This window comes from Halomonas rhizosphaerae (genome assembly GCF_030012485.1).
Taxonomy (GTDB): domain Bacteria; phylum Pseudomonadota; class Gammaproteobacteria; order Pseudomonadales; family Halomonadaceae; genus Halomonas; species Halomonas rhizosphaerae.
The window spans coordinates 1-16,434 of sequence record NZ_JASCQQ010000024.1 but is presented as its reverse complement, the minus strand read 5'-3'; the positions used below and the strand labels follow the sequence as shown (position 1 = coordinate 16,434).

Annotated in this window: 14 protein-coding genes and 1 other RNA gene; 6 read left to right on the top strand and 9 right to left on the bottom strand. The window is 66.0% G+C overall.

The window, feature by feature from the left end:
• Positions 1-2: 2 nt before the first annotated feature.
• The gene (locus QLQ86_RS10055; protein ID WP_282816805.1) at positions 3-1,262 is read left to right on the top strand and encodes a pilus assembly protein TadG-related protein; all 1,260 of its coding nucleotides are present in this window, start codon (positions 3-5) and stop codon (positions 1,260-1,262) included.
• Between the two features lie 200 nt (positions 1,263-1,462).
• On the opposite strand, the gene QLQ86_RS10050 is transcribed toward QLQ86_RS10055, so the two are convergent.
• Positions 1,463-2,236, bottom strand: a complete 774-nt coding sequence (locus tag QLQ86_RS10050; protein WP_282816804.1) for a helix-turn-helix transcriptional regulator — start codon at positions 2,234-2,236, stop codon at positions 1,463-1,465.
• Between the two features lie 426 nt (positions 2,237-2,662).
• On the opposite strand from QLQ86_RS10050, the gene QLQ86_RS10045 reads away from it, so the two are divergent.
• Positions 2,663-3,844, top strand: coding sequence for a BaiN/RdsA family NAD(P)/FAD-dependent oxidoreductase (locus tag QLQ86_RS10045; RefSeq protein WP_282816803.1), 1,182 nt, complete (start codon positions 2,663-2,665; stop codon positions 3,842-3,844).
• Between the two features lie 64 nt (positions 3,845-3,908).
• Positions 3,909-4,556, top strand: coding sequence for a TetR/AcrR family transcriptional regulator (locus tag QLQ86_RS10040; RefSeq protein WP_282816802.1), 648 nt, complete (start codon positions 3,909-3,911; stop codon positions 4,554-4,556).
• 12 nt (positions 4,557-4,568) lie between these two features.
• On the opposite strand, the gene QLQ86_RS10035 is transcribed toward QLQ86_RS10040, so the two are convergent.
• From QLQ86_RS10035 to QLQ86_RS10015, 5 genes are all read right to left on the bottom strand, one after another.
• Positions 4,569-5,024, bottom strand: a complete 456-nt coding sequence (locus tag QLQ86_RS10035) for a CopD family protein (RefSeq protein WP_282816801.1) — start codon at positions 5,022-5,024, stop codon at positions 4,569-4,571.
• A 75-nt stretch (positions 5,025-5,099) separates the two neighbouring features.
• A complete protein-coding gene (locus QLQ86_RS10030; RefSeq protein ID WP_282737064.1) occupies positions 5,100-5,378 on the bottom strand; it encodes a YqjK-like family protein in 279 nt (92 codons plus the stop codon).
• Positions 5,365-5,760 carry a phage holin family protein gene (locus tag QLQ86_RS10025; protein ID WP_282737065.1) on the bottom strand — a complete coding sequence of 132 codons (396 nt, stop codon included), beginning with the start codon at positions 5,758-5,760 and terminating at the stop codon, positions 5,365-5,367. The genes QLQ86_RS10030 and QLQ86_RS10025 overlap by 14 nt, the downstream gene beginning before the upstream one ends.
• Complete coding sequence (locus tag QLQ86_RS10020) at positions 5,760-6,092, bottom strand: DUF883 family protein (RefSeq protein WP_282737066.1); 333 nt, start codon at positions 6,090-6,092, stop codon at positions 5,760-5,762. Before QLQ86_RS10020 ends, QLQ86_RS10025 begins: the two co-directional genes overlap by 1 nt.
• An 82-nt stretch (positions 6,093-6,174) precedes the next feature.
• Positions 6,175-7,221 (bottom strand): phospholipase A, encoded by a 1,047-nt coding sequence (locus tag QLQ86_RS10015; RefSeq protein WP_282816860.1) that lies wholly within the window; start codon positions 7,219-7,221, stop codon positions 6,175-6,177.
• Between the two features lie 205 nt (positions 7,222-7,426).
• Here QLQ86_RS10015 and mscK point away from each other — a divergent pair, with 205 nt between their 5' ends.
• Positions 7,427-10,831, top strand: a complete 3,405-nt coding sequence (gene mscK / locus QLQ86_RS10010) for a mechanosensitive channel MscK (RefSeq protein ID WP_282816800.1) — start codon at positions 7,427-7,429, stop codon at positions 10,829-10,831.
• Between the two features lie 47 nt (positions 10,832-10,878).
• On the opposite strand, the gene QLQ86_RS10005 is transcribed toward mscK, so the two are convergent.
• The 3 genes from QLQ86_RS10005 to QLQ86_RS09995 form a co-directional block, all read right to left on the bottom strand.
• On the bottom strand, positions 10,879-11,646 hold the full coding sequence (locus QLQ86_RS10005; RefSeq protein ID WP_282816799.1) for a TlyA family RNA methyltransferase: 768 nt from the start codon (positions 11,644-11,646) through the stop codon (positions 10,879-10,881).
• A 17-nt stretch (positions 11,647-11,663) separates the two neighbouring features.
• Complete coding sequence (locus QLQ86_RS10000) at positions 11,664-13,682, bottom strand: hypothetical protein (RefSeq protein ID WP_282816859.1); 2,019 nt, start codon at positions 13,680-13,682, stop codon at positions 11,664-11,666.
• Between the two features lie 64 nt (positions 13,683-13,746).
• Complete coding sequence (locus tag QLQ86_RS09995) at positions 13,747-14,970, bottom strand: ATP-grasp domain-containing protein (protein ID WP_282737069.1); 1,224 nt, start codon at positions 14,968-14,970, stop codon at positions 13,747-13,749.
• 210 nt (positions 14,971-15,180) lie between these two features.
• Here QLQ86_RS09995 and ffs point away from each other — a divergent pair.
• Both ffs and QLQ86_RS09985 read left to right on the top strand, forming a co-directional pair.
• Positions 15,181-15,277, top strand: an RNA gene (gene ffs, locus QLQ86_RS09990) — signal recognition particle sRNA small type.
• 352 nt (positions 15,278-15,629) lie between these two features.
• Entirely contained in the window at positions 15,630-16,355 is a 726-nt protein-coding gene (locus QLQ86_RS09985) for a tellurite resistance TerB family protein (protein WP_282737070.1), read from the top strand.
• Positions 16,356-16,434: the final 79 nt, after the last annotated feature.

The window sequence follows — 16,434 nt, the reverse complement described above, 5'->3', positions numbered from 1 at the left end:
CCATGAAAACTCACTCCTCTCGACGCGCCGGCTGGCGTCATGGAGCCCCCGCCCGGCAGGGCGGTGTTTCCATCGTGCTGGTCACCCTGGCGCTCTTCATGTTGCTGGCCTTCACGGCCCTGTCGGTCGACGGGGGCAATCTCTTCGTGGCGCGAAACGAGCTGCACAACGCCGCCGATGCCGGCTCCCTGGCCGGGGCCAGGTTTCTCTATACCGAGGAAGGCAGTTCGGTGAATCCGGGCGCCAACCAGATCGCCACGGATGCGGCCCAGGCCAATAACAGCCAGAGCGACTCGGCGGAGGTGATCAGTGCACTGCGCGGCCACTGGAGCTTCGCCAACCGCACCTTTACGCCCAACGACTCCCTGACGCCGGTCAATCTGTCCGAGAAGTCGACCGCAGAGCTCGATCAGTACGATCCCTTCGAGCCCTTTATCAATGCGGTGGAGGTGGTCACGGCCCGGCAGCAGACCCAGGTGGAGGCCTTCTTCGGCCGGGTGCTGGGCTTCGAGGGCTATGACGTAATGGCACGCTCGGTGGCCTATATCGGCTTTACCGGCACGCTACGCCCCGAGGACGTGGATCAGCCAATCGCGATATGCAAGCAGGCGCTCCAGGATCCTGATGGCAACTTCTCCTGCCACATGGGCCGCTTCATTCCCGATGGTGACCAGACCGGTGGCTGGACCAACTTCGAGCACGACCAGAATGGGGCCACCAATGCTGACGAGTTGCGGAACCTGGTAGAGGGCGATGGCAACGAAAACGAGATGTACTACGGCGATGACATCGCCACCAACAACGGCCAGGTCCAGACCGCATTTCAGGCATTCTATGACCGCTGGGTCGATGAGACCAACCGGGAAACGACCTGGTCCCTGACCCTGCCGGTTATAGACTGCGAGGATGGTGTGGCACCGAGTAACCGATTGGTGGGAACCGTGACGGTGCATATCGTGTGGGCCGTCAGCAACGCCCAGGAGAACAAGATCGACGAGTTTGCTCCCGAGCGAATGGGCCTGGAGTCGGATATGGAAGGCGTCGAATGGCCCGGTAACTGGGAGAACGCGAGTACCGATGGCCAGGTGCGCTGGGATGACTTCGTCGATCACTTCTCGCTGCAGAGTCAGGATGGTGCGCCGGCCGACTGGCGGAAGATGAGCATCTACTTCCTGCCGAGCTGCGACTATCACGAACCCAAGGGCCAGACGGGGGGCGAGAACTTCGGCATCCTGGCGCGAATACCCGTTCTGGTGGACTAGACGGCCCGAGCCCCCTTGGCGTTGGCTACTGCCTTGCAGCCAGCGCCCTTTTTGTTTGTCTTATCGAAAATGGGTGTCAACGTTTTGTCGAGGCAATACATCTCTTCTCTTGTGGGCGTTCCACGCGGGGAAAGCCCGAGGTCAAGGGTCATCCAGGAAGCGCCTCGAGAAAGAGGCTGATGGGGGCTGCCGGGTGCTCGTCATCGTGCCAGGCAGGGGGCATGGTGTTGCATCATGGCCAGGTGCCCATCGGTGTGCCCCTTCAACTTGCCGCATGCCGAGTCGCCCCCGGCGACGGGCACGAGCTTGCCATACTTGACGGTCAGCGCTTGGCGATAGGCCGTCGGGGTCTGGCCGACATGCTTCTGGAAGGTACGCGTGAAGTAGGAGAGGTCGCGGAAGCCCACACTGAAGCAGACATCGGTGACCGATACCCTGGGGTTGGCTAGCAGGCGCTGCGCCTCGGTGATGCGGCGCCTGAGGAGATAGTCCTGGAAGGTGCTGCCGGTGAGCTTCCTGAACAGCCGGCTGAGCTGGAAGGCGCTCAGGCCACAGCGCTCCGCCACCTCGGCCTGGGCGATCTTCCTGTGCAGGTGCTGTTCGATGAAGGTGATGGCCAGGTCGAGGCGCGCCTCCTGGTCGCCGGGCGCCGGGAAGCGGATTCGCGCCTCGGCGGGAATCTGGTTGTGGACCTCCATGGCCTGCCGGGATTCCTTGGCGCTATGCCGGGGAACCCTCAGCTGGTAGAGCGTCTTCATGACCTCCAGGAACCTGGCGAGGTCCACGGGTTGCACGAAATAGTCCCACACCCGGCTGCGGAAGGCCCAGACGGCCAGGCTCTCCGAGTGGGCCTGGGTCACCATCAGCAGCGGGACCGAGGCAACCCGCTGCTTGGCCAGGCGCAGATCCGCCAGTCCCTGCAGGTCGGGATAATCGAACTGGTAGCAGGCCGCAATGGGCGGCCGGGCCGTCATGACCGGAATCGGGTCCTCTCCCGCGCTGACTAACTCGACATGGTAACCCTGTTGACGTAGGGCGCGATGGTAGTCGCTTTCATGAGATTTCTGAAGATTACGTACCACAACCAGAACATAGTCATGAGCCTGCATGACGAAGATCCCCTGTGTTCCCCATTCCGCCGGTGACGCGGATGTCTTTGGCGTTACATTCCACTCGTTTTATAACGTTATGTGCTTGGTGCGCCTGATGATTGCCGTTTTGTGTCTGAGTGTAGTTTTAATTTTTAAAATAGTGTTTTTTTGTTTCTTCCGGGCATGGGCTAAATGACTATTTCTTGTCACATGGGATTTCTCATACTTGAATGTGGGGGTTGCCGATCGCGGGGCGCACCACTCTGTTAAAATCGCCAGCCCTGTTGTCGATAGCGATGGTGACGCCACATGCCCCTCCAACCCGATGTCGTGTTGATCGGTGCCGGTGCCGCCGGGCTGATGTGTGCACTCACCGCCGGCTACGCCGGACGGCGGGTGCTGGTGGTCGACCATGCCAACAAGGCGGGCAAGAAGATCCTGATGTCCGGCGGGGGGCGCTGCAACTTCACCCACCTGGCCTCGGGGCCGGCGAACTTCTCCTCGGAGAATCCCGCCTTCTGTATCTCGGCGCTCAAGCGCTACCGCCCCGAGCACTTCGTCGAGCTGGTGGAGCGCCACGGCGTGGAGTACGTGGAAAAGACCCCGGGGCAGCTGTTCTGCGCCGACTCCTCGAAGGAGATCCTGCGCGTGTTGCTCACCGAGTGCGACTGGGCGGGGGTGGAGCTGCGTCTCAAGACCGCCGTCGAGGGCATAGAGCGGCGCGGTGAGGGCATGCGGCTGGCGACCTCGCTGGGGCCCATCGACTGTGGGGCCCTGGTGGTGGCGACGGGGGGACTGTCGATCCCCACCATGGGGGCCAGCGGCTTCGGCCATGACATCGCCCGCCAGTTCGGGCTGGCGGTCACCGAGACCCGGGCCGCCCTGGTGCCCTTCACCCTGACCTCGCAATGGAAGGCGCGGGCCGAGGCACTGGCCGGGGTCAGCTGCGAGGTGGCGGCGACCTGCCGCGGGAAGACCTACCGCGAGCCGATGCTCTTCACCCATCGCGGGCTCTCGGGGCCTGCCATGCTGCAGATCTCCAGTGTCTGGCAGCCCGGGGACACTCTCTCCATCGACCTGCTGCCGGGCGTCGATGCCTTCGAGGCGCTCTGCCGCGCCCGGCGCGAGACGCCCAGGCGGCGACTTTCCACCTGGCTGGGGGAGCGTCTGCCCAAGCGCCTGGCGCAGGCGCTGGTCGAATGGCATGACGACGACGGGGGGCTCGCCGAGTACGGCAATGACCGCTTTCAGGCCTGGGCCGAGGCCCTGCAGGCCTGGCAGGTCAAGCCTGCCGGCACGGAGGGCTGGCGAACCGCCGAGGTGACGATGGGGGGTGTGGATACTCGGGCCGTCTCGTCGAAGACCTTCGCCGTCCCGGCACTGCCCCAACTGCGCTTCATCGGCGAGGTGCTCGACGTCACCGGCGAGCTTGGCGGCCACAACTTCCAGTGGGCCTGGGCCTCCGGCGTGGCCTGCGGCAACGCACTCTAGCGCCACACCTTCCCTGTTCCGAGACTATGCTGCTCTCAGGCAGGAGAGAGTGGGGAGGGCCGACATGAGCATGACGTCTGTTCACCGCGACGCGCAGGGCGACGAGACACCCCTTGGCGAGCGCATCATGATGGAGGCGATTCGCCAGGGCGAGGTCGATGGCTGGGGGGCCGTGCGCCTGACCGAGGTGGCCGCCCGCCTCGAGCTGTCCACGAGTCGGCTGTTGGCCGAGTACCGGGATCTCGATGCGGTGGCCAATGCCTGGTTTCGCCGGGGCTGGCTGGCGATGCTGGACGAGCCCCCCGAGGGGTTCGCCGCGTGGCCCGAGCGCTCGCGCCTCGAACACTGCCTGCGGGCCTGGTTCGAGGCCTTTGCGGCCCATCGCCGAGTCACCGTCGAGATGCTGTGCCACAAGGCACACCCGCCGCACCTGCATACCTGGGTGCCGATGGTCTTCGATCTGTCACGGACCATCCAGTGGGTGCGCGAGGCGGCCAGACTGGAGGCCCGCTACGGCAGTCGCCGCGCCCAGGTCGAGGAAGTGGCCCTGACGGCCCTGTTCGTGGCCACCCTGGCGGTCTGGGCTCGCGACGACAGCGACAACCAGGCCCGTACCCGACGCTTCCTGGCGAAGCAGCTGAGCCGGGGCGAGGGCTGGATGAAGTGGGTGCCGGGTGGTCACGTCAAGGCGCCGGTCGAGGCGATGTTCTAGGGCCTGCCGCGATCAGAGGAAGCGCCCACCGGAGGCGATGGCCACGGTGGCAAGGCCCAGGATCAGGTTGATGCCGATCAGCCGGCGGATCTGCCCCAACTGCTGACCGCCCGCGGGCCAGTCCTCGCCGGCCACGGCCCGGCCCAGGCGAGGGTAGGGGGCGAACCAGATGTGCAGGAAGATCGCCATCATCGCCAGCCCCGACACCAGCATCAGGTGGACATGGACACCGGCGCTGCCCATGCCGCCGAACACCCCGAACAGCATCCACAGCCCCGTCGCCAGCAGCACCACCACGGCGGCCCAGACCCAAGGGAAGAAGCGCTGGAAGGCGCGGTACCAGAGGGTCAGGCGCTGGGGAGGCTCCAGCAGTTCCACGGCCACTGGCCGCAGGATCATCCAGGCGAAGAACATGCCGCCGACCCAGATCGTGGCGGCCAGGAGATGCAGGGTGATGGCAAGGGACATGGCTGGGTTCCTTCGGGCGGTTAGGGCGTGGCAGGGGATGCGGCGGGGCCGTGCCGCCGGTCAGCCTACAAAGGGTCAGCGCAGCAGCCGGCGCGCCTTCTTGACGAGCAGTGCCCCGGTGGTCAGGCGGCCGACCAGGCGCACGACACCGCCGGGGCGTCGCACGCCGCGGTAGAGCAGCAGCCCCCCCACCGCCAGCAGCGGGGTCCTGAAGCGCATCAGGGTGTGCCATCCCCGGTCAATGGACCGGCTCGCCGACTGCCAGCGGCTGGCAGCCACCAGCAGGTCCACGCGCTGCTGCTCGATGGCGTGTTCGAGTTCGGCCTTGCGGGCCCGGCGTTCAGCGCGATTCACGCGACGTCTCCACCAGCTCGCGGTCGCTGGCCAGATGGCGCAGGGTGCCGGCCAGCAGGGTACGGCGCCGTGCCAGCTGCATCACCCTCAGGGCGAGCAGACTCCCGCTGCCCAGCAGCACCAGGGCGCTCACCCCGATGGCGGCCAGCCGATGGGTCTCCCAGAAGGCAACAATCACCAGGGTGGTGAGGACGCCGATGCCCAGCAGCAGCAGGATCAGGCTCAGCCCGGCCAGCATCATCAGGCCCATCAGCCGGGCGCGTTCCTCCTCGAGCTCGAGCACGGCGAGGCGCAGGCGCGTCTCGCCGATGTCGAGCAGGCTGCCGAGCAGCCGCTTACCGGCAGCGAACAGGCGTTGAGCCGGTCCCTGGCTCGCCGACATCAGCGCCGCCCGATGAGCATGCCGACGACAACCCCCACGCCAGCGCCGATGCCGATGCTGGTCCAGGGGTTTTCGTGGACGTAGCGGTCACAGGCCTCGGCCTGCTGGGTGACATTATCCCGGGCCTCGCCGTAGAGGCGCTCTCCGCGGCTCTCGAGACGTTCGCGGGTCTCTTTAAGGCGCTTCTCGGCGCGGTCGCGCAGTTCCTTGATGTTGCTGCGGGAGTCATCGGCGGTGGCGTTGACCAGCTCCTCGATGGTCTGGGTGAGGTGGTGCAGGTCTTCCTTGAGCTGCTGGGTGGATTCGCTGGCACGGGGCGCTTTATTGGCCATCGGGGTCTTCCTCTGACGGTGAATGACAGGCTCAGCATAGCAGTCGGCGGGGCGACTTCAATGCATCCGACCTTGGCCCGGGTCAGCGTTGGGGTTCCAGGCTGCCGGCGGAGAACAGCGGATTGAGGCTGAACCCCAGGCTCAGGCGGTGATTGCGCCGGTCGTAGTCGATCAGGCTCTCCCCATAGCCGTAATAATACTGCACATGGCCGCGGATGCTGCCGAACAGGGGCCAGGAGTAGTCCACCTGGGTGCCCATGCGACTGTCGCTGGGGTTGCCGCGCAGCATCAGGCTCAGCTCGTTGTCGCCGTTGAGCCGATGCGCCAGGGTGATGTCACCATAGCCGAGGTATTTGTGGATATCGGGATTGTCGTCCTCGTCCTCGGACTCCGGGATGCGCCAGTGAGGCGCCAGGGTCAGGGCCCAGTCGTCGTTGACAATGGTGGACTCGAGGATCAGCCGGTTCCAGCTGCGTGACAGCGGGTCGGAGCGTCCGTTGGACTGGTGGTTGAACGCCAGACGGTTGTTGATGTTGGTCCAGCCCAGCAGTGACCAGCGGTTCTCGAAATCGATGAAGACTTCCGGCTCGTAGTTGGTCTCGCGAAAGGGCGAGGAGGCATCCGCATTGAAGGCCTGCCACCAGCTGCGCTGGGTATAGGCGAAGTGCAGGTCGCCGCCGTAGTCGCCGAACAGGTCATCCACCAGGTTGAACTTGGCACTGAACTGGAACTTCATCTCCGCCCGGTCAGGCGAGCTGCGGTCGCTGATAGTGCGGAAGATCTCGTCGTTGGTACTGGCGTTGTAGCTCAGCGGGAACCAGTAGTTGCGCCGGTGGGTGGTGATGGCGAAGGGGTTCTGCGCGGACTCGCGTTCGAGCTGGCGTCGCTCGTCCACCGCCTCCTCGAGTTCCTGGTCGGCGGCCTCTTCGACGAGGGCGGCGGCCTGGGTGCCCTGGCCATCGGCGGCGGTCAGCTGTCGACGCAGTTCCCCCATCTCCTCCTGCAGGGCGGCGATGCGGGCCTCGATGGCCTCGCGCTCGGCCTCGCTCAACGGCTCGGCGGCCATGGCGGTCGCGTTCAGGCCTGCCAGCGTCAGGGCAGCGGCGAGGAGCGGAAATCGGGCAGACATCATGGTCAGGCACCTGGTAAGGGTCAAAAGGCCGTTTCTATCACGCCAGTGTGGCAAGTCAACTGTACCGCCATGGCGACAGGGCAGCATTGCCATGCAGGCCCCGCGGGCCGAGAATCGTGCACGGGTCCATCATAACCGAGGCCGCCCATTGAATGCCTTTGAACATCACTGCCGCTTGAGCGTTGCCTTCCGGCGCGTCCTGATGCTCGTGCTCCTGAGCGGGCTGGGGTGGCTGGGGATTGCCACCTCCTCCCCCACGTTGGCCCAGGACGTCGCCCCGCTGGAGGAGCCCCCTCCGGAACTGCCCTCGCGTGAGGAGATCGAGTCGCGCCTGGAGGAGCGCCAGCCGGCAGAGGGCGAGACCGCCGGAGAGGGCGCGCAGCAGGAGATCGAGGCATTGAATGCCGCCCTCGAGGCCCTGCAGCGGCTCGAGGCGGTGAGGGAGGAGCTGTCCCGCCTCGAGACGCGCGTCCAGGAGGCGCCCCAGGAACTCGAGCGCCTGCAGCGCGAGCTGCGCGAGATGGAGCGGGCGGACCAGGAAGAGACCTTCGATGAGCTGGAAGCCCTCTCCCTCGAGGCGCTGGAGGAGCGCCGCAAGGAGGCCGAGGAGGCCCTGTCGGGCTTCCGGGATCGTCTAGCCGAGGTCTCCACGAGGCTGCTGAGTGCCCAGACCCTGCCGGATCGGGCCCAGCAGGCCATCGGCGAGGCGATGCAGCAGGCCGACGAGAGTCGGCGACGGCTGGAGGAGTTGGACGACAGCCAGGTCGCCGAGGATGATCCGAGTCGCTGGCAGCTGCGCATCCAACGCGAACTGGCCGAGCAGACCCTGCAGCTTCATCAGCGTGAACTGGCCACCAACACTCGCCTGCGGGAGCTGGACCAGGAGCATCGCGACCTTCTCGAGCGCCAGGTCGCCAGCCAGGAGGCCCGGCTGGCCATGCTGCAGGGCATCATCGATCGACGCCGTCGCGAGGAGTCCGAACAGGCCATCGCCGAGGCGGTCAGCGACGACGAGGGGGAGGGCGTCATCGGCCATCCCGTGGTACGCCAGGCCCGGGAGATCAACCGTACCATGAGTCTGGAGCTGCTGCGCGCCACCGACCGTGCCAATCGCCTGGTCCGGGAGGGCCTGGAGGTGCGTCGCCAGTTCGACCGGGTACGCCAACTGCAGCGCAGCCTCAACGAACAGATCGACGCCATCCGCGGCAGCATGCTGCTGTCGCGGATCCTGCGCGAGCAACGCCAGACGCTGCCCCGGGTGGAGGAACGGCGCGGCCTGCAGGACGAGATCGCCGATCTTCGACTCAAGCAGTTCGAGCTAGGCCGACAGCGTGAACAGCTGCGCGAGGGCGAGAAGCTGGCGCGCCAGCGGATCGAGGAGGGCGACGCCGAAGCCTCGCCGGCCCTGGTCGATTCGCTGCTCGAGCTCTACCAGGCCCGTCGCGAGCTGGTCGACCAGCTGGAACAGGCCTATGGCGAGATGCTCAGCGCGGCTATCGACCTGCAGCTCAACCAGCAGCAGCTGCTGGCCACCAGCCAGGAGTTGCGTGCCACTATCAACGAGCAGCTTTTCTGGATCGCCAACAGCCGGCCCCTGGGCCTTGCCTGGCTGGGCAACCTGCCGGAGAACCTCGCCATGGAGTGGCGCGAGGGAGAGTGGCGCGCGGCACTGCCGGTGAACTGGCGGCTACCGGATGCCCAGGCTCTGCTCGGCCTGCCGGTGCTGCTGGCGGCGCTGGGGCTGGTCGCCGGTCGACGGCGGATCCGCGCCCGCCTGACACGCCTGCATCAGGAGGTCGGCCATCTCAAGAGTGACTCCCAGGCGCATACCCCCCAGGCGGTGGCCCTCAATGCCCTGCTGGCCCTGTTCGGGCCGTTGTGTGTGCTGGCCGTAGGCCTGGCCCTGCTGGTGGGCACCGAGGGGGTGGCTCAAGGCACAGGGCACGCGTTGCTCCACCTGGCACTGGCCTGGGCCGTGATTGCCTGGGCGCGTAACTTGCTGTTCCAGGGCGGGGTGGCCACCCGCCACTTCTTCTGGCCTCCCGGCTATGCCGCGGCCCTGCGCCGCTGGCTTCGGTGGCTGGGGGTGGCCCTCGTGCCGGTGTTGCTGATCGGTCCCCTGGCCCGGGATGCCGGGGTCGACCTGAACCAGCGGCCGCTGGCCCTGGGTCTGCTGCTGAGCGGTCTGCTGGCCATGAGCCTGGTGCTGACCAAGCTGATCCTGGCCCACGTGCCCTTCTTCGGGGTCAAGCTGTTCCGGCTGGTCCTCGGCCTGGCCATCGCGCTGGTCCCGCTGGTGCTGGCCGGGCTGATCGTCTATGGCTTCGAATACACGGCGCTCAGCCTGCTGGGGCGCTTCGTGATCACTCTCTACCTGCTGGGACTCTGGATCCTGGTTGAAGCCACGGTGATCCGTGGCCTGGCCGTGGCGGCCCGCCGTCTGGCCTATCGCCGGGCCCTGGCGCGGCGGCGGGCCCAGGCCCAGGAGAGCGCAGAGGGTGGCCTGGAGGTGGTCGAGGAGCCTCCCCTGGACATGGAGCAGGTCAACCAGCAGTCGCTGCGCCTCTCCAAGCTGATCCTGCTGATCGGCTTCATCCTGGTGCTCTACCTGGTGTGGTCCGACCTGCTCTCCGTCTTCAGTTACCTGGAACAGGTCACCCTCATCGAGCCAGGAGAGGGCGAGACGGTGGCGGGCATGGTCTCGGTGGCCGACATCATCACCGCACTGCTGGTAGTGGTGCTGACGCTGATGATGGCGCGCAACCTTCCTGGGCTGCTCGAGGTGAGTGTACTCTCCCGCCTGGAGCTCAAGCAGGGCAGCGCCTATGCCATCAGCTCGCTGCTCGCCTACACCATCGTCGGCGGGGGGGTGGTGACTGCCCTGGGGACCCTGGGCGTCTCCTGGAGCAAGCTGCAGTGGCTGGTGGCGGCGCTGGGTGTGGGCCTGGGCTTCGGCCTGCAGGAGATCTTCGCCAATTTCGTCTCGGGGCTGATCATCCTCTTCGAGCGGCCGGTGCGCATCGGCGACACCATCACCCTGGGCAACCTCACCGGCACGGTGAGCAAGATCCGCATCCGTGCCACCACGGTGACCGATTTCGACCGCAAGGAGATCATCATCCCCAACAAGACCTTCATCACCGACCAGTTGATCAACTGGTCGCTCTCCGACACGGTCACCCGGGTCGTGCTCAGCTACGGGGTCGCCTACGGTTCGGATCATCGCCTGGTGCATCGCCTGCTGAGGCAGGCCGCCGACGAGAATCCGAGGGTGCTGATCGACCCCGAGCCTCAGGTGTTCTTCATGAGCTACGGCGATAGCACCCTGGATTTCGAACTGCGCATCTTCGTCAACAGCCTCGGCGACCGGCTCTTTGCCACCGACGAGATCAACTGCCGGGTAGGCGAGCTGTTCGCCGAGCACGGCCTCGACATCGCCTTCAACCAGCTCGATGTCTGGCTGCACCGTGCCGGCGGCGAGACGAACCGGGTCCAGAGCGTCTCTGCCGGTCCGGTGATTCCCCCCGAGCATCCTCCGCCCGGGGCCGGTGGTGATCCGGGGAATTTCGATGGCGGTGATGGCGGTGGGAGCGACGCCGGACGTTAAGCGGCAGGCCCTGGTACCAAGGGGTTGTATGAAGGAGAGCGCCGCTGTCAGCGCCTTACGGCGTGGAGGAGGAACTCCCGGTTGCCGTCCCCGCCGAGCAGGGGGCTCGGTTGCCAGTGCAGGACCTCGAAGCCGAGCCCGGCGCAGCAGTCGCGCAAACGCGCCTCCACCTCGGCATAACGGCCGGAGTCTATTACCAGGCCGCGTGGGTTGACGCCGCCTGGCCCCAGCTCGAACTGTGGCTTGACCAGGCTCAGCAGCTCGCCGCCTGGCGGCAGCAGGGCGGCGAGATCGGGCAGGATCAGCGTCTGTGAGATGAAGGAGACATCCATCACGGCGAGGTCAGGGCCCGCGGCGGCCAGGCCATCGAAGGCCGCCTTAAGTCGGGGCTCGCCGGCCATGGCGCGCGCATTGAGCCCTTCCAGGCAGGTCACGCGGGGATCGTCACGCAGTGACGGGTCGAGCTGGTCATGGCCGACCTCCACCCCGATCACGTGGCAGGCACCAAAGCGCAGGGCGCAGTCGGTGAAGCCGCCGGTGGACTGGCCGACGTCGAGCACCAGGCGGTCATCGAGCGTCAGCTCGAGCGCCTCGATCAGCGCCTCCAGCTTGAGGCCCGCCCGGGAGACATAGCGCTCCTCGGGGTCTCCGTCTACGTCAAGTCGAGTCTCGTCGGCAAGCTTCTCCCCCGGCTTGGTGAGCACCTTGCCGGAGTCGGCCAGGCGCACCCGACCATGGCGGATCAAGCGCTGGGCGCGGGTACGGGAACGTGCCAGGCCCTGGGTGACGAGCAACTGGTCGAGGCGGCGTTGCATGGCCGGGTCAGGGGGCCTTACGGCCCCTCGTCGGCCTGCAGCTCGGTCGGGGAAATCCGGTCGGCACCCCAGCTGCGGTGGATGTAACCGGTTACCCGGTCGAGTTCCTCCTGGGTGATCCTGGCCAGCTCGCCCCGCTCCAGCGGGTCGTAGTGGAAGATGTAGAGGCGCGAGGCGAACTGCTCGAAGGGCAGCGAGGACTCGCCGAAGCGTTCGCCGCTGCCGGCGGTACTGACCTTGATGCCATCGCCCCAGTCCTGGCCGCTGTCGTTGTTGGGGTTGTAGAAGTAGACGCGCATGGTATCGCTGGGGTCGAGCGTGACGCGCAGCAGCGTGATGGCATGCCAGCCGATGAAGCGGGCCGCGCTGTCGGTCACGGCAATGCCGGCCGGCTGGGGATGTATCAGCGGCTGGTTGCCGTTGTAGTAGGGGTGATAGCTGGCATAGAAGTGGCGCAGAAAGTCGTCCAGGTCGTGCAACTGGCCGGTGGCCACGTCGACGTTGATGCGAAAGCCGCGTCCCGACCACCAGCCGTGGAACTCCGGATTGACCCAGCGGTGGGGGTCGCCCTCGCGGTCGCTGCAGCGCCGGCCCATCTCGGCATAGATGCGATCCAGATGCGGCACGACCAGCAGCGAGACCGGGTCCAGGTCCATCGGCAGCTCCTTGGCCACCCCGGAGAGGCTGGCCATGGAGGAGAGGGGCATGCCCTCGAAGTGCATGATGATCTCGTCGTCACGCGCCGCCCAGGTGACCATCTGCAGCAGGTAGTCCGGGTCATTGTAGGCCCACATGGAGAGGGCACGGGCGGACTGGCAGGTCGGGTTGTTACCCTGTCCCACGCCCAGTGGCAGGCCGAGCATGCACAGCACACCTTCCAGCAGGCGGGCACGCGGCGAGGCGCTGTCGCCGAAGGCCAGGTTGAGCCTCGCCTCGGACCAGTCCGACAGCCTCAGCCCCAGCTGGCGCCACATGGCCGGAGCCACCGGTGGCTGGTAGAGGATGCCGCGCTCGAGCATCAGGGCCAGCCCGTAGACTGCCTGGGGCGTGGTTGGATACACCGCCCCGCGGATCAACGCATGGACCAGTTCGCGATAGCAGAGCAGGCAGTCACGCCCGGTGGACGAGAGCCCCAGGGCCTCGGCGAGCAGGTGGTCGCTGTGGTCGAGCAGGTAGCGCAGCAACACGGCGTGGTAGGGCGAGACCAGGCTGGTATCGTGCATGGCCCGGGCAAACCCGGTGGCCTCGTACTGCAGGGCGCCGCAGTCCATGCTCGACAGGCGCTCGCGGTAGGTCTCGATGCCGGGATCCTCGCGGCACGCGAGCGTAGGGCCGTACAGGGAGCTGACCAGGCGGTCGGCCCCCTGGCCGCTGGACCCCAGGTCGATCTCGGGATTGGCCTGGCAGATGGCGATCTGGGTAATCATCTGCTTGATCGTGTCCACCTGGATCGGCCGCTGTTGCAGGATCCGCCAGATCTCGGCGATCAGCCGGTCGATCACGTGTTCATAGCCGATGCGCTCGGCCAGGTGGTGGAACAGGTGGCGGGGAATCTGTGCCAGACGCCCCTGGGTCTCCCGCTCGGCCTCGGTGGGCGCGCCGAACAGCAGCCAGAGATTGAGCGCCATCACCTGGGTAAGGTAATGGTGGGCCTGCTCCTCGGAGAGCAGAGGGTGAAGGTAGTCACCCTTGGCCACGGCGAGGATGCGTAGCTCGCTGATCGCCTCGATCACCACGACATTGGCGTCGGGACTCTTCAGCGCATGGGTGGTGAGTGACGGTACCAGGTATTGAGGGGTCTCCCAGTCGGAGCCGAGAAAGACCCCCGCCTCCTCGAGAATCCGCGCCCGCTGCTCGATGGCTTCGCAGCCGCCCTCCTGCAGCATGACCCGTCGAGCCGTATCCAGGACCCTGGGCAGCTTGCCCGGCTTGGCGAACTCGCGTGACTCGGCCAGCAGGGTGATGGCTTCATCGAGTTTCTTGAGCAGGCCAGCGAGCTTGTCGCTGGCCGGTTGCGGCGTACTGGCGTCTTGCATATCTCGAGGCGTAGTCACGCCGACTCCTTGTCGTCAGGCTGTCACACTTTCCATGACGCCTGTGTCAGACATAGAAATCAAGCTCTTCCATGTGCTTGAGCAGTTCCTTCATGCGCGCTGCCTCGTCGCCCTTGAAGTAGACCAGGCCCCAGTGGGTACCGAAGGCGGTCCGCTTGGTGACGGTTTCCTCCATGGGCGGCGTCAGCTCGTGGGACTCGAAGTAGGGGTCGTCCTCGACCTCCTCGGGAATCTCCAGCTTGCTGACCACGCGGCGACGCGGATAGACCCCGAAGCAGCCGGCGTAGCCGTCGGCATCTACCACCTCCTTCGGGAAGAAGGCCTTTACCTCCTCGTCGGTGGACTTGGGGTCGAACACCAGCATAGAGGCCTGATAGGCATTGAAGCCATAGACCCGCTCAAGCAGTTCGAAGACCTTGAAGCCCGGCGGACGGTAGGCCACTTCGCCGAAGTACATCTCGCCGTCATTGGTGACGAAGTACTCGGGGTGGATCAGGCCGAACTCGATGTCGAAGGTCTTGATCAGCTTCTCGATCTGGGCGGTGATCTGGGGGCGGTACTTCTCGAGTTCCGGCGAGGCCGGCACGAATACCGAGTAGCCCAGCGTCACGTATTCGGAGATGTTGAGGAAGACGATCTTGCCGTCGTGGATCCAGGCCTCCACGGCGAATTCCCAGCCATCGAGGTGCGATTCCATCAGCACCGGGAATTCCTCGTCGGGGATGGTATCGACCTCGTCCGGGGTGCGGATTACCCGGTGCCCCAGGCAGCCGGCCTTGTCGAACGCCTTGAGGTGGATGGGGTCGTTGGGATCGCCGTCGAGCTTGAGCAGGGTCTGGTTGACCCGCTTGAGGAAACGCACGACATCCTCCTTGTCGTGGGCTTCCTCGAAGATGCCCACGCGGATGCCCCCGAGCTGGGCACGACGCTTCATCAGCGCCTTGTCGCGCAGCAGCAGTGACTGGCCATAGAGGCGCGGGTTGTCGAGCAGCACCGAGTTGATGGCACCGGCCCACTCCACGGTCTCCTCGAACATCGGGATGGCCACGTCGACGCCCATCTCGTTGAGGGTCTCGGCGATCTCCATCGAGCGATCATTGAGGCGCTCGAAGTTCCAGGGCACATAGGGAATATCGTGTTTCTGACAGTACTCCTCTGCCCAGTCAGGGGCGACCACGACATAGCGTCGATCGAAGTTCTCGGCGGCCTCGATGGCATTCAGGCTCCAGCCCAGCAGGGCAATATAGCCCTTGTTCGGATCCTTCTTCATGGTGCGCCTCCGTGATAAGCATTGGCGTAAATTGTTCATTCACCATACACGAGCAAAGCGATTTCCTCATCCTTGCGGCGCCGGCCAGCCAGGCTGAATGCCCTCGGCCCTTGTGGCCGGGGCCGGGCGTTGATATAGTGCGCACCGCTCGATGCCGGCTCGAACCGACCTCGAACGAGCGATGCCATCGGCATCCTGCTGTGGTGGCCCCGTCGGTCCTCCCGCAACGCTAGACCGCAAACCCCGCCAGGCCCGGAAGGGAGCAACGGTAGTGGTGGACGCGTGTGCCGGGATGTGGCTGTCGGGGCCGCCTCCATTTCTAGGCATCCAATTGATTCAAAGGCTTTTTTCGCCACCGGCTTCGTCAAGAAGACAATCCGCAGACACTTGACGCCTGCCAGACTCCCTCCCTGCATCATTCGCACCCGTCAGCGCCTATTCCATTTCGGTATCATCAGCCCCTCCTGTCAGCCGGGGGTCACGACGTGTCGACCGATTCGTTCCCAGCGGTGTCAGTAATGAGGTGCCTTGCTCATCGCGCTGCCCACCGTGACGCGACCTGCTTCCTGCCTCGCGACGCGGGGTGCTAATCTCGTGTCCCCGAGAGCATAGAGCCGCCCTCTGGGTCTTATCCTGCCTGTCACCGGGAGTGAACCACCATGAACGCGAGCCGTATTCTCGACCAGATCATGAAACAGGCCGGCGGTAGCCGGCAGGGCAGCGGCCAGTCGGGCGGCGGCCTGGATGTCCAGGGGATGATCGATAGCCTCTCCTCGCAGCTCGGCGGTAGTGGCGGCCGGAAGTCGGGGCAGGGCAGCGGGGTCGACGTGAAGAGCCTGCTCGGCGGCGGTGCCCTGGGCCTGCTGGTCGGCTCGAAGCGTGGCCGCAAGCTGGGCGGCAAGGCCATCAAGTACGGCGCCATTGCCGGCGTCGGCATGCTGGCCTGGAAGGCCTGGCAGAACTCCCGGGGCGATGCGCAGGCCGACACCGCCCGGGAAGGCCATGCCATGGAGCAACTGGAGGGCGATGCGCGGGAGCAGCGCAGCCTGGAGCTGCTGCAGGCAGTGATCATGGCGGCGCGGGCCGATGGCCACATCGATGACCGCGAGCGCGCCCTGATCACCGAGCAGATCGACGGCCTGGGCGCGGATGCCGAGCTGCACGACTGGGTACAGCGTCAGCTCGAGGCGCCACTGGATGCCGTGGCGCTGGCCCGGCAGGCGGACTCGCCCCAGGCCGCCCGCGAGATCTACCTGGTCAGCGTGGCGGTGGCCGACGCCCAGAACCCCATGGAGCGGGCCTGGCTCGACCAGCTGGGTGGCGCGCTGGGGCTCGACGACGGCATGAGGCAGGAACTCGAGCGCCAGGCGCTGGGGGCGGCGTAGGCCGATACTGTCTGGGTCGTCGTCGGGGCATCGTGTCTTGAGTTCGCCCTGACCGGAAAAGTACAAGAAGGGGGCGCCG

Coding starts and splice junctions, on each gene's coding strand:
- QLQ86_RS10055 (WP_282816805.1), top strand. CDS start 3: ATGAAAACTCACTCCTCTCGACGCGCCGGCTGGCGTCATGGAGCCCCC.
- QLQ86_RS10050 (WP_282816804.1), bottom strand. CDS start 2,236: ATGACGGCCCGGCCGCCCATTGCGGCCTGCTACCAGTTCGATTATCCC.
- QLQ86_RS10045 (WP_282816803.1), top strand. CDS start 2,663: ATGCCCCTCCAACCCGATGTCGTGTTGATCGGTGCCGGTGCCGCCGGG.
- QLQ86_RS10040 (WP_282816802.1), top strand. CDS start 3,909: ATGAGCATGACGTCTGTTCACCGCGACGCGCAGGGCGACGAGACACCC.
- QLQ86_RS10035 (WP_282816801.1), bottom strand. CDS start 5,024: ATGTCCCTTGCCATCACCCTGCATCTCCTGGCCGCCACGATCTGGGTC.
- QLQ86_RS10025 (WP_282737065.1), bottom strand. CDS start 5,760: ATGTCGGCGAGCCAGGGACCGGCTCAACGCCTGTTCGCTGCCGGTAAG.
- QLQ86_RS10020 (WP_282737066.1), bottom strand. CDS start 6,092: ATGGCCAATAAAGCGCCCCGTGCCAGCGAATCCACCCAGCAGCTCAAG.
- QLQ86_RS10015 (WP_282816860.1), bottom strand. CDS start 7,221: ATGTCTGCCCGATTTCCGCTCCTCGCCGCTGCCCTGACGCTGGCAGGC.
- mscK (WP_282816800.1), top strand. CDS start 7,427: ATGCTCGTGCTCCTGAGCGGGCTGGGGTGGCTGGGGATTGCCACCTCC.
- QLQ86_RS10005 (WP_282816799.1), bottom strand. CDS start 11,646: ATGCAACGCCGCCTCGACCAGTTGCTCGTCACCCAGGGCCTGGCACGT.
- QLQ86_RS10000 (WP_282816859.1), bottom strand. CDS start 13,682: ATGCAAGACGCCAGTACGCCGCAACCGGCCAGCGACAAGCTCGCTGGC.
- QLQ86_RS09995 (WP_282737069.1), bottom strand. CDS start 14,970: ATGAAGAAGGATCCGAACAAGGGCTATATTGCCCTGCTGGGCTGGAGC.
- QLQ86_RS09985 (WP_282737070.1), top strand. CDS start 15,630: ATGAACGCGAGCCGTATTCTCGACCAGATCATGAAACAGGCCGGCGGT.